This is a genomic window from Dyella japonica DSM 16301, from assembly GCF_001010355.1.
GTDB classification, from domain to species: domain Bacteria; phylum Pseudomonadota; class Gammaproteobacteria; order Xanthomonadales; family Rhodanobacteraceae; genus Dyella; species Dyella japonica.
Window position 1 is genome coordinate 81002 of record NZ_JPLA01000012.1, and the last position, 12941, is coordinate 93942.

Annotated in this window: 9 protein-coding genes; 6 read left to right on the plus strand and 3 right to left on the minus strand. The window is 65.5% G+C overall.

Annotated features, from left to right (window positions below; all coding sequences use genetic code 11):
- The first annotated feature begins 5 nt into the window (after window positions 1–5).
- The gene (locus Y882_RS04765) at window positions 6–218 is read left to right on the plus strand and encodes an alkylphosphonate utilization protein (protein ID WP_046970745.1); all 213 of its coding nucleotides are present in this window, start codon (window positions 6–8) and stop codon (window positions 216–218) included.
- 876 nt (window positions 219–1094) lie between these two features.
- Here Y882_RS04765 and Y882_RS04770 read toward each other — a convergent pair.
- Complete coding sequence (locus Y882_RS04770) at window positions 1095–2060, minus strand: pyridoxal-phosphate dependent enzyme (protein ID WP_046970746.1); 966 nt, start codon at window positions 2058–2060, stop codon at window positions 1095–1097.
- Window positions 2057–3061, minus strand: a complete 1005-nt coding sequence (locus Y882_RS04775) for an aldose 1-epimerase (RefSeq protein WP_046970747.1) — start codon at window positions 3059–3061, stop codon at window positions 2057–2059. The genes Y882_RS04770 and Y882_RS04775 overlap by 4 nt, the downstream gene beginning before the upstream one ends.
- 71 nt (window positions 3062–3132) lie before the next feature.
- Between Y882_RS04775 and pepN the strand changes: the two genes are divergently transcribed.
- Window positions 3133–5790: an aminopeptidase N gene (pepN, locus tag Y882_RS04780; RefSeq protein WP_046970748.1), complete on the plus strand. Its 2658-nt coding sequence runs from the start codon at window positions 3133–3135 to the stop codon at window positions 5788–5790.
- Window positions 5791–5940: 150 nt separating this feature from the next.
- Here the strand turns inward: pepN and Y882_RS04785 are convergent, their stop codons facing one another.
- On the minus strand, window positions 5941–6126 hold the full coding sequence (locus Y882_RS04785; RefSeq protein ID WP_046970749.1) for a hypothetical protein: 186 nt from the start codon (window positions 6124–6126) through the stop codon (window positions 5941–5943).
- Window positions 6127–6693: 567 nt separating this feature from the next.
- Between Y882_RS04785 and mnmG the strand changes: the two genes are divergently transcribed.
- From mnmG to Y882_RS04805, 4 genes are all read left to right on the plus strand, one after another.
- Window positions 6694–8571 (plus strand): tRNA uridine-5-carboxymethylaminomethyl(34) synthesis enzyme MnmG, encoded by a 1878-nt coding sequence (gene mnmG / locus Y882_RS04790; protein ID WP_046970750.1) that lies wholly within the window; start codon window positions 6694–6696, stop codon window positions 8569–8571.
- A 77-nt stretch (window positions 8572–8648) separates the two neighbouring features.
- Window positions 8649–9446, plus strand: a complete 798-nt coding sequence (locus Y882_RS04795) for an RDD family protein (protein ID WP_046970751.1) — start codon at window positions 8649–8651, stop codon at window positions 9444–9446.
- A 298-nt stretch (window positions 9447–9744) separates the two neighbouring features.
- Window positions 9745–10494 (plus strand): winged helix-turn-helix domain-containing protein, encoded by a 750-nt coding sequence (locus tag Y882_RS04800; RefSeq protein WP_046970752.1) that lies wholly within the window; start codon window positions 9745–9747, stop codon window positions 10492–10494.
- Window positions 10495–10582: 88 nt separating this feature from the next.
- The gene (locus Y882_RS04805; RefSeq protein WP_046970753.1) at window positions 10583–12928 is read left to right on the plus strand and encodes a Tex family protein; all 2346 of its coding nucleotides are present in this window, start codon (window positions 10583–10585) and stop codon (window positions 12926–12928) included.
- Window positions 12929–12941 lie beyond the last annotated feature (13 nt).

Sequence of the window (12941 nt, forward strand, 5' to 3'; positions counted from 1 at the left end):
CACCCATGAACGTCAAAGACAGCAACGGCGCCGTACTCGCCGACGGCGACTCGGTCCTAGTGATCAAGGACCTCAAGGTCAAAGGCTCCTCGCAGACACTCAAGCGCGGCAGCGTCTTCAAGTCGATCCGCGTGGATGAAGACAACCCCGAAGAAGTCGAATGCCGCGATGGACGCTCGACCCTGGTGTTGAAGACGTGTTTCATCAAGAAGGTTTGAGGTAGCGCGCCCACGGCGCCGATGAGGAACAGCGCCAGACTGGCCCCTCGCCGCAACCCCGACTGTAGGAGCGCACCCTGTGCGCGACCAACCTACGGAGCGGTACACCCCAGCGCTGCGGTCGCGCACAAGGTGCGCTCCTACAAGGGAAGATGCAGGCCTGTGGATGGCGGGTCACCGTTGCCGGACGGCTATTTGTGGGAGCGCACCCTGTGCGCGACAAGCCGACGGAGCGGTACACCGCAGCGTGGCTGTCGCGCACAGGGTGCGCTCCCACAGACAAGCGCCAGGCGCGATATCCAATTCGCAACGTGCTGCCCAAAGCCAATGCGCAGCGAGGCCCCGCTTTAAGTCCTCAGCGACTCGGGCGCGTTGCGCAGCGCATTGAGGTACCCCTGTGTACCCTCGGAGGTTATCCCCTGACGGCCTGCCTCGACCGTTCGGGCTTATCCCAACACAATGCTGCGGGCGTTATCAGGCCATTTTCTTTGGGTTACTTTTCTTTTGGGCCAGCAAAAGAAAAGTGACNNGCGCGTTGCGCAGCGCTTTGCAGTACCCGCTGTGTACCCTCGGAGGTTGTCACCTGACGGCCTGCCTCAAGCGTTCGGGCTTGTCCCAACACAATGCTGCGGGCGTTTTAGGCCATTCTCTTTGGGTTACTTTTCTCTTGGGCCAGCAAGAGAAAAGTGACTCGGCTGCCGGCAGGCAGTCGAAACGCCCGCCGCGTAGGCGGCACGCTGGCGATATCGCGACAATCGCAGTGCAAAGTCACTGGATTCCTGCTTTCGCAGGAATGACGGCAAGTATGAGACACCGAGGCAAGGATGCCCCCTCACCCCAACCTTCTCCCCAAAGGTGAGAGGGAGAAAAAAGCGGTCACCAAGGCAACGCCTCAATATCCACATTCCCCCCACTAAGCACCAACCCCACCCGCCTCCCCCGAAACAGCTCCGGCCGCTTCAACACCGCCGCCAACACGGTGGCGCTCGACGTCTCCACCACCAGCTTCAACTCGTTCCACAGCAGCTTCATCGCCGCGATCACCTCGGCATCGCTGACCGTGGTCGCCTCGACGCGATGCATCTGCAACGCGTCGAAATTCGCTGCACCAACCAGCGTGCGCAACCCATCGCAAATCGTATCGGGCACGAACGGCCCAACCCGCGTGCCGGCCGCCAGTGAGCGCGCCGCGTCATCGGCGCCCATCGGTTCAGCGCCATGGATCTGCAGCTGCGGCGCAATGCCGTGCGCCGCGATCGACGTGCCCGCGATCAAGCCACCGCCACCGATCGGCGTGACAACCACATCCAGGCCGCCGCTTTGTTCGAGCAGCTCCAGCACGGCCGTGCCCTGTCCGGCCATCACGCGCGTGTCTTCGAAGGGATGCACGAGCTCGGCGCCCGTCGCGCGCTGCACCTCGGCGGCCTTGGCTTCGCGTGCCGCCTGGGTGGCTTCGCAACGATGGAGAATCGCGCCAGCCCGTTCGATCGCTGCCAACTTGGTGCGCACGGCACCGTCGGGCACCACGACGTGCGCAGGAATCCCGCGCGTCGCCGCAGCCAGGGCCAGCGCATTGCCGTGATTGCCGGAAGAATGCGTCACCACGCCGCGCGCGGCTTGCTCATCATCCATCGACCACACGGCATTGCAGGCGCCGCGAAACTTGAAGGCGCCGCCGCGCTGCAGGTTTTCACACTTGAAGTAGAGATCCGCGCCGGTCAACGTGTTCAGCACCACATTGCGCAGCACCGGCGTCACCACCGCATAGGGGGCAATGCGTGCGGCAGCTTCCTGCACCTGCGCAAAAGTGGGCAGGGCGACGCGATGAAGGGAAACGCTCATGGACTTTCGATCTCCACACCACAGGTGAAACGGCGCTCGGCGCCGGGTTCAAGACGGATGGCCTGGGCGCAATCGGGGCGATTGAAGGCGTCGGACCAGCTTTCCATTGGCTCCAGCGCCACCGAGCGACGTACATCGCGCGTCACGGTGTCAGCCGTGAAGGCCAGCATCACGCCAGACGGCTGCCATACGGCGATGCCAATGCCGCTCTGCGGATCGCGCAGGCGCGTGCGCGCACGGCCGTCGGTATCGCAGCGCAGATCGGCGAACGCATGGTTGAGTTCGCGCCGGCCAATTGCCTGCATCGTGCGGAAATCCAGTTCCGGCGCCTGCCCCAGCGACGCCCGAGCGCCTGCGCCAGCAATCGGGATGAACGCCTCGTCGGTCCGCACGAAACTGTCTGCCGGTATCTGCAGCTCCCAGCCGTCGATCGGCGAATCGGACAGCCGGAAATACGGATGCCAGCCGAAGAAGCACGGCGCCGCGTGCTTGCCCACGTTGCGCATCGCAGCTTCCAGCGTGAGGCCGCTGGCGTCGAGCGTGTACGTCACTGCCAGGTCGATGGCAAACGGATAACCCGGATGCACACCCGGTCGGATCGCCTGAGTGGTGAATGTGACACGTGCGCCCTGCTCGCCGGCTGCGAGCTGGGTGATGTCGAAGTCGACACCGCGCACAAAGCCATGCCGGGCCGCGCGCGCATCGCCTTCGACGCCAGGCTGCAAGTCGTAGGGCTCGCCGTCGAACACATAGCGCGCGTCGTCGATGCGGTTGGCAAACGGCACCATGATGGCGAAGCGCGAGCTGGGCCGGGTGTCCAGTTCAGCGGCGTCGCGATAGCCGTCGGCAATGTTATGGGTGCCCTGCGGCGAGGGCACCTCGAAGCTGAGCAAGGTCGCACCGCGCCGCGCGATGCGCACGCTGCGGCCCCGTGCCGGGTCGGTCAGCACGGCGATCTCGTGCTCGCCCAGCTTTCCGCGTTCCGCAAGAAACTCCGCCATTGTCTTGTCCTGCCGGGAAAGGCCCGCATGTTAGCCTGACTCATCCCCCGCTTCCGCAGTTTCGGCCCCTCATGAGCATTCGCAACGACAGCGCCTCCCCCGTGATCCGGCTCAGCGATTACCGCGCCCCGGCCTGGCGCGTGCAGAAGATCGAGCTGGACTTCGACTTGGGCATCGACAGCGCCGAGGTCACTTCACGCCTGCATCTGCAACAGGGCAGCGCGCAGAACGAACCACTGCGGCTCGACGGCGAAGGTTTGGAACTGCTGTCCATCTCGCTGGACGGCCACGCCTTGCCCGAACACGCCTGGCGTGTCGCCGACAACGTGCTCGAAGTGGATGGCGCAAGCGACGGCAGCGTGCTGGAGACGCGCGTGCGCGTGCAGCCAGCCGCCAATACGGCGCTGGAAGGCTTGTATCTGTCCGGCTCGCGCGAGGCCGGCTTCCTGCTCACCCAGTGCGAGGCCGAAGGCTTCCGCCATATCACCTACTTTCCCGATCGCCCGGATGTGCTGAGCAGCTACACCGTTACCCTGCGCGCCGATCGCGAACGCTTCCCGGTGCTGCTGGCCGGCGGCAATCCCGATGGCCACGGCGAGTTGGAAGGCGGCCGCCATTGGGCGCGCTTCGTCGATCCGCACCCCAAGCCCAGCTATCTGTTTGCGCTGGTGGCCGGACGCCTGCAGAAGATCACGCGCGACTATGTCACCCACAGCGGCCGCCAGGTGCAGCTGGTGATCTGGGCCGAGCCCGATGCGATCGGCCAGTGCGGTTACGCCATGGATGCACTGGAGCGCTCCATGCGCTGGGACGAAGAGACCTACGGCCGCGAATACGACCTCGACGTGTTCCATGTCGTCGCCACCCACGATTTCAATATGGGTGCGATGGAGAACAAGGGTCTGAACATCTTCAATGCGAAATACCTGCTGGCCGATCCCGACAGCAGCACCGACGACGAATACCGCGCGGTGGAAGCCGTGGTGGCGCACGAGTACTTCCACAACTGGAGCGGCAATCGCGTCACCTGCCGGGACTGGTTCCAGCTGTCGCTGAAGGAAGGCCTCACAGTCTTTCGCGAACAGCAGTTCTCGGCGGACATGAATTCGGCGCCGCTCAAGCGCATCGAGGACGTTGCCCTGCTGCGCCGCGCGCAGTTTCCCGAAGATGCCGGTCCGCTCGCGCATCCGGTGCGTCCCGCGCAGTACAGCGAGATCAATAATTTCTACACGGCGACCGTCTACGAGAAAGGCTCGGAGCTGGTGCGCATGGTTGCCGGCCGGCTGGGCCGCGACGGATTCCGTCGCGGGATGGACTTGTACTTCTCGCGCAACGACGGTCGCGCCGCCACGCTGGAGGATTTCCTCGGTGCACTAGGGGAAGCCAATGGCATCGACCTGATGCCATATCTGGCGTGGTACGCGCAAGCCGGCACGCCGCGCGTCACGGCGCGTGGCCACTACGATGCCGCGCATCGCAGCTTCACCTTGACGCTGTCGCAGCACACGCCGCCTACGCCCAACCAGCCGACCAAGCAGGCCTTGCCGATACCGGTGAAGCTGGCGCTGTTCGACCGCGAGGGCCACATGATGCCCCTGCATCTGGCGAACGAGGATGCCGCGGCGTCCGGTGCCACCGAGCGCGTGATCGTGCTTGACCGAAGCGAGCAATCGTTCGTGTTCCAGCAGGTCGCGTCCGCGCCCGTACCCTCCCTGCTGCGCGGCTTTTCCGCGCCGGTGATCCTGGAGTGCGATTACTCGCCCGCGGAGCTGGCGCTGTTGCTGCGCCACGACGTGGACGGCTTCAACCGCTGGGAAGCGGGCCAGCAACTGGCTGCGCGCGCGTTCGACAATCTGCGCGACGGCGACGCCACCCAGGCGCTGGATGCGTGGTGCGATGCACTGGCCGCCTTGTTCGGCGAAAGCGCCATCGACGATGCCCTGCTGGCCGACCTGCTGACGCCGCCCAGCGAAATCGAACTGGCCGAGCGCGAACGTGTGGTCGATCCCTCCCATGTGCACGCGCTGCGCCTGAAGCTGCAGGAACATCTGGCGCTGCGCATCGGTCGTGAGGTGCTGCAGCAGCGCTATGACGCCCTGGTTGCGCATACCAACGTGCAGCTCGACGCCGTCAGCCAAGCGCAGCGTCGCCTGAAGCGGCGCGTGCTGGACCTGATCGCCGCCATCGATCCGTGGGGCGCGCAGACGCTGGCCACGCTGCAGTACGACAACGCACCGAGCATGACCGATCGACTGGCCGCGCTGTCGGTGCTGGTGCGTGGCAATGCCACGCAGGCGCATGCCGCGCTGCTGCATTTCCGCGAACGCTACGCCGACAATCCGCTGGCGATGGACAAGTGGTTCTCGGTGCAGACGCAGCTGCCTGGCGATGTGGTGATCGAGCGCGTGCAGACGCTGGAGCTCGATGCCGCCTTCACCATGAAGAATCCCAATCGCGTCACCTCGTTGTTTGGTGCGTGGGCACGCGGCAATCCCGACGGTTTCCACCGTCCCGATGGCAGCGGTTACCAGCTGCTCGCCGAGCGCCTGCAGCGGCTGGATGCGCTCAATCCGCAGGTGGCTGCACGCCTGGCCACGGCGTTCAACGGCTGGCAGCGGCTGGAACCCGCGCGCCATGCGGCGGCGCGTGCGGCAATCGAATCCTTGGCGGCGCAGCCCCAGCTCTCGCGCAACCTCGGCGAAATCGTGCGCAGCATGCAGCACGGCTGAGGCGAGTCCTCAAAAGAAAACACCCGAGTGCTGCCCGTCCTTGGACGGGGCACCCGGGCGTAATGAGGTGAATCGAGAGGATGAAACCTGATGTTGCGGTGTTGCTGACGCGCTGGCGCCCGTGATCAACGGTCGTCGCGAACGCGACGATCAGATCGCCAGTTGCGCCAGCTCGTCGCGCAGTCGGCTCATGCGCGAGAGCAGACGCGGGTGCAGGGCCTGGCGTTCGTTCTCGCTGCGTTCTTCCAGATAGTCCATGGCCATTTCAACGCGGCCAAGTTCGATCAGCAGATCGTGGTGCGGATAAACCGGTTGCAGTTCGACACTGAATTCCATGACGTTGATCCCCCAAACCATAGCCTTGTCCGGCATGAGAGCAGAAGCAATGCGCGTGCCAGCGATGTGATCACCATCACATTCATTTTGGTGCTGGATCACGGAATGACGCTGTACGTCATGAGGTGCCAAGACTCGGCACAAACGGGCGTTTTAGTCACTCCACGTTCACGCGTAAGGGGTAAATATCGCCCCAAGACGCGCAGCAACTTGCTGCTGCCAGTGACGAATTTTCGGTTTCTGGCGCCCGGCAACACGGTCATCCTGGATTCCCCCTGTTCCTGAGACCGCCGGGCGCCAGATCTTATCCAGAGCGCTTGCAGGCTCATTGCGACCCTACAAGGCTTAGAAAAGGCGACGGCGCCCCGAGGGGCGCCGTCTTGCTTCCTCTCCCCGGCACGCGATCGAACCCCTGTCGTTCGATCTCGGCGCGCATGCAGCGCAGCTTCTGCCCGTGGAAAGTGCATGGAAGCAAAAGCAGGAAGCGTGCCAACGGTCAAAGTGCCGTCACGGGGTTACCATAAGCGTCCAACTTGGTCCAAACCTGCGCTTCCGGGGCAGTTTTCTATGTTTCACCCAGTTTCCTACGACGTCATTGTGGTCGGTGGCGGCCATGCCGGTACCGAGGCTGCGCTTGCCGCGGCCCGCACAGGCGCGCGCACGCTGCTGCTCAGCCACAACATCGAAACGATCGGCCAGATGAGCTGCAACCCGGCCATCGGCGGCATCGGCAAGGGGCATCTGGTCAAGGAAATCGATGCGCTCGGCGGCGCCATGGCGCAGGCGGCGGACCGGGCCGGCATCCAGTGGCGCACGCTCAACGCCTCCAAGGGGCCGGCTGTGCGCGCCACGCGCTGCCAGGCCGATCGCTCGCTGTACAAGGCGGCGATCCGCCGCATGGTGGAAACCCAGCCGAACCTGGAGCTGTTCCAGCAGGCGGTGGACGACCTGATCCTGGAAGGTGGCCGCGTCACCGGCGTGGTGACCCAGATGGGCCTGTCGTTCCGCGCCCGCGCCGTGGTGCTGACCGCCGGTACCTTCCTCGCCGGCAAGATCCATATCGGTCCCGCGCAGTACGCCGGTGGCCGTGCCGGCGATCCGCCGGCCAGCACGTTGGCGCAGAAGCTGCGCGAACTGCCGGTGGCGGCTGATCGCCTGAAGACGGGCACGCCGCCGCGCATCGACCTGCGCAGCATCGACTTCACCGGCCTGGAAGAGCAGCCCGGCGACAACCCGGCGCCGGTGTTCTCGTACCTGGGTTCGCGCGCGGACCATCCGCGCCAGGTCAGCTGCTGGATCACGCATACCAGCGAGCACACCCACGAGCTGATCCGCGGTTCGCTCGATCGCTCGCCGCTGTACAGCGGCCAGATCGAGGGCGTGGGCCCGCGCTACTGCCCGTCGATCGAAGACAAGGTGGTGCGCTTCGCCGAGAAGAGCTCGCACCAGATCTTCATCGAGCCCGAAGGCCTGGACACCTTCGAGGTGTATCCGAATGGCATCTCCACCTCGCTGCCGTACGACGTGCAACTGGCGCTGGTGCACTCGATCAAGGGCTTTGAGAGGGCGCACATCACGCGACCGGGCTACGCGATCGAGTACGACTATTTCGATCCGCGCGGCCTGCATCCGTCGCTGGAGACCAAGACCATCCCGGGCCTGTACTTCGCCGGCCAGATCAACGGCACCACCGGCTACGAAGAGGCCGCCGCACAGGGCCTGATCGCCGGCCTCAACGCCGCGCTGGCCGTGAAGGGTGAAGCGCCGTGGTATCCGCGCCGCGACGAGGCCTATATCGGCGTGCTGATCGACGATCTCACCAGCAATGGCACCATCGAGCCGTATCGCATGTTCACCTCGCGCGCGGAGTACCGCCTGCATCTGCGCGAGGACAACGCGGATCTGCGTCTCACCGAAACCGGCCATCGTCTGGGCGTCGTGCCGCAGGCTCGCTACGACGTGCTGCGCGCCAAGCGCGAGGCGGTGGAACGCGAAACGCAGCGACTCGGCGCCATCTGGGCCGCGCCCGCGAATGCGCTCGGCGCCACCGTGGCGCAGCAGCTTGGCATCACGTTGAGCCGCGAGACCAACGTGCTGGACCTGCTGCGTCGTCCCGAACTCGACTACGCCACGCTCACGACGGTGGAGGGCATCGGTCCGGCCGTTGACGACGCCAGCGTGGCCGAGCAGGTCGAGGTGCAGACCAAGTACGCCGGTTATCTCGAGCGCCAGCGCGAAGAGATCGAGCGCCAGCGCCGCCACGAGCAGACCGCGATTCCGGGCAGCTTCGACTACGACAAGGTGCGCGGCCTGTCCGCCGAAGTGCTGCTGAAGCTCAAGCGCGTGCAACCGGAAACCATCGGCCAGGCCGCGCGCATCAGCGGCGTCACGCCCGCCGCCATTTCACTGCTGCTGGTGCACCTCAAGCGCCGCGACGCGGCCTGATTCGGCGTCTTCGCTGCACCAAGACCACGTGCCCGCATGGCATCATGCGGGCCTGACGATGCATCTCGGAGCGCACCATGGAAGTTTGGATCGGACGGGACGGCGAGCGACACGGCCCCTACAAGGAAGTGGATATCCGCCAGTGGCTGCGCAGCGGAGAAATCAGCCCTGACGATCTGGGCTGGTATGAAGGCATGACGGACTGGGCGCCGCTATCGTCCCTGTTCCCCGAGGAATTGCGCGCCGAGCCGCCGGCATTTTCACCCGCGCCGCCGGCACCGCCCTATGCGGCAGCACCTGCGACATCGTATGGCAGCAGCGCCGTGGCCGCGCTGGAGGACTACGCCGGCTTCTGGAAGCGTCTGGCGGCTTACATCGTGGATGCGCTGGTGCTGTGGATCCCCAACACGATACTCAGCAACATGCTTGGCGCCAGCAAGGCAGCCGAAGCGTATGTGCAGGCCAAGCTCGCGGCAGGCGACGATCCGCACCTGGTGCTGCAGGCGCTCGATACGTACATGAACGCGCTGTGGCCAGCCGTGATCGCGCAGACGCTCCTGGTCTGGCTGTATTTCGGCCTGTGCGAGAGCTCGGCATGGCAGGGCACCTTGGGCAAGCTGGCGCTGGGCATCCGCGTCACCGACCTGGATGGCCATCGCATCGATTTCATGCGTGCCACCGGCCGCTATTTCGGCAAGATCCTCAGCGTCATGATCTTTTGCTTCGGCTTCCTGATGATTGCCTGGACTCAGCGCAAACAAGGTCTGCACGACATGCTCGCCAAGACGCTGGTGCTCAATGGCCGTGCCAAGGATGTCGCCACGAGCACGCGCCGCACGGACCCAGGCAACAGCGACAGTTCGTTCAACGCCTGATACACCGAACCTTGGTGGTAGGGGCTTTGGTCGTAGGGGCTTTCTCCCCGTGAGACGTTCCGCCGTGGCAACACGGCGGCACTGACGTTACGGGGACATCACGTTCACGCGCACATTGCATCTGCTCGGCCAATGGGCCACCTCGTCGATGGCGACATGGCCCATCGGCAAATGGACGTCCGATCGCTTCGCTGCGCGTTGCTTGCACGTCCGCGCGCGTTATGACCTATGGCGGATGCGCGTATTCGCGCAAGAAGCGCATGCTTGTCATACAGGGGGCCGTGTACCAGGCAAGCTCATGGCCCAGTCACATCCTGATTGCGGCTGGATTTACCAGTGTGACGACCTCGTCGTCGAACCGCGCGCACACCGTCTCGAACGGGCAGGCAGCCCGATTTCCGTCGAGCCCAAGGCTTACGCGGTGCTGGTGGTCCTGTTGCAGCAAGCCGGAGAGGTGGTCGGCAAGGACACCTTGCTCGATGCCGCATGGGGACATCGACACGTCACTCCAGGCGTACTCACCCGCGTGATTTCGCATTTGCGGCACGCCTTGGGCGATTGCGCAGCGCAGCCCCGCTACATCGCCACCGTGCATAGCCTGGGCTATCGATTCATCGGCGAGGTGCATCGCATACCGTCGAGCTCATTGCCCGCTGACCACGATCCCCTGCCCGACGTCGCAAGCAACGATGATTCGACCCTCACGGCGAAGGCGCCTGCGCCAACGCCAGCCCCGCCGCCCTCCACTCGCTGGGTGGCCGCGGCGATCACCCTGGTGCTTATCGTGGCCGTGCTCGCGGCGGTCAGCCTGTGGCATGCGCCCGCGGATGCAGGGCGCGCGCCGCGCGTGACGCCGCAACCGGCCCTTGCGGTGATGCCGGTGGCACGCGAGCAGGAGGAGTTGCGTCCGATGCGCGTGCGCCGCTGGCCGCACTACCACCGCGTGGCCACGCAATATCCGGGCGATCGCGACGCCACGCCTGCCGAGCTCGGCGCGGCGGGCTTTCTGATGCTGCGTCCCGAGCAGGGACCGGCCGCCAACCTGTAAACACGCATCGTCTTGCTATGATCGACGGTCCGGCGGATCGCGTGGCGGTCCGTTGTTTTGTCGAACGCTCAGGAATCGTCTTAGCCCCATGCTCAGCATCGAACAACGTATTGCCCAGGACATCGCCGCCAAGCCGGATCAGGTTCATGCCGCGGTGGATTTGCTCGACGGCGGCGCCACCGTGCCGTTTATCGCGCGCTATCGAAAGGAAGCTACCGGCGGTCTCGACGACACGCAGCTGCGCCTGCTGGAAGAGCGCCTGCGCTACCTGCGCGAACTCGAAGAGCGGCGCAGCGCGATCCTGGCCAGCGTCGAGGAACAGGGCAAGCTCAGCGATGCGCTGAAGAACGACATCCTCTCGGCCGACACCAAGGCGCGCCTGGAGGACTTGTACCTGCCGTACAAGCCCAAGCGTCGCACCAAGGCGCAGATCGCCCGCGAAGCCGGCCTGGAGCCGCTGGCGCTGGGCCTGCGCGAAGATCCCACGCAGTCGCCGGAAGCCGCTGCCGAGTCCTATGTCGATGCCGAGAAGGGCGTGGCCGATGTGCGCGCCGCGCTGGATGGCGCGCGCGCCATTCTGATGGAATCGATTGCCGAGGACGCCGGCCTGGTCGGCGAGCTGCGCCAGTGGCTATGGGACAAGGGCCAGATTCGCGCCAAAGTGGTTGCAGGCAAGGAAAACGAAGGCGCGAAATTCCGCGACTACTTCGATCACATCGAGCCGATCGGCAAGATCCCCTCGCATCGCCTGCTCGCGCTGATGCGTGCGCGCAACGAAGGCGTGATCGAACTTGAATTGTCGCCGGCGCTGGACCAGGAACAGGGTCACGTCGAAGGCGAAGGCCGCGTGGCAGCGCACGCCGGCATTCTCGATCGCGGTCGTGCGGCCGATGCATGGCTGCGCGAGACGGTGCGCATGACCTGGCGCGTGAAGCTGCACCTGCATCTCACGCTCGACCTGTTCGGCCGTGTGCGCGAAGGCGCGGAAGACGAAGCGATCCGCGTGTTCGGCGACAACCTCAAGGACCTGATGCTCGCAGCCCCTGCCGGCGCCAAGAGCGTGATGGGCCTGGACCCGGGCATCCGCACCGGCGTGAAGGTGGCCGTGGTCGACGCCACCGGCAAGCTGCTCGCCACCGATACGATCTATCCGCACGAGCCGCGCCGCCAGTGGAACGAATCGCTCGCTGCCCTGGCACGGCTGTGCCAGAAGCACGGCGTGGATCTGATCGCGATCGGCAACGGCACCGCCTCGCGCGAAACCGACAAGCTTGCCGGCGAACTGATCAAGGGCCTGGCCAAGACGCATCCGGAACACAAGCTCTCCAAGATCGTGGTGAGCGAAGCAGGTGCTTCGGTGTATTCGGCGTCGGAAACGGCCGCCAAGGAATTCCCGGATCTCGACGTGAGCCTGCGTGGCGCCGTGTCCATCGCGCGTCGCCTGCAGGACCCGCTGGCCGAGCTGGTGAAGATCGAGCCCAAGGCCATTGGCGTGGGCCAGTACCAGCACGACGTGAACCAGGTGAAGCTGGCACGTGCACTCGATGCACGCGTGGAAGACTGCGTGAATGCGGTGGGCGTGGATGTAAACACCGCGTCGGCCGCGCTGCTTTCGCGCGTCGCCGGCCTGAGCGCCAGCGTGGCCGAGAACGTGGTGAAGCATCGCGATGCCAACGGCCCGTTCGCCAACCGCAAGGCACTGCTGAAGGTGCCGCGCCTGGGCGACAAGGCGTACGAACAGTGCGCGGGCTTCCTGCGCGTGCCCAACGGCGACAATCCGCTCGATACCAGCGCGGTGCATCCGGAAGCCTATCCGGTGGTCGAGCGCATCATTGCCCAGTGCGGCCGCGAGGTGCGCTCCATCATGGGCGACACCGGCTTCCTGCGCGGCCTCAAGGCCGAGCAGTTCACCGACGAGACGTTCGGCCTGCCGACCGTGCGCGACATCCTCAAGGAGCTGGAGAAGCCCGGCCGCGATCCGCGCCCGGAATTCGTGGCGCCCAGCTTCGCCGACGGCGTGGAAGACGTGAAGGACCTGCGCCCCGGCATGGTGCTGGAAGGCCGTGTAACCAACGTGGCGGCGTTCGGTGCGTTCGTCGACATCGGCGTCCACCAGGACGGCCTGGTGCACGTCTCGGCCCTCTCGCACACCTTCGTCAAGGACCCGCGCGATGCGGTGAAGGCCGGCGACATCGTCAAGGTGAAGGTGATGGAGGTCGACCTGCCCCGCCAGCGCATCGGCCTGTCCATGCGTCTGGACGACGAACCGGGCCAGCAGGTCCGTGGCGCCCGCCCGGCCGGCGGCAACGACGCCTCCCGCGGCGGCCCGCGCGACAACCGCGGCCCGCGTCCGGGTGGCGGCGCCCCCAAGCCGGCGCCCGCGCCGTCCAACAGCGCCTTTGCCGACGCCTTCTCCAAAGCCCAAAAGCGCTGAGCCGCCCTCTGTA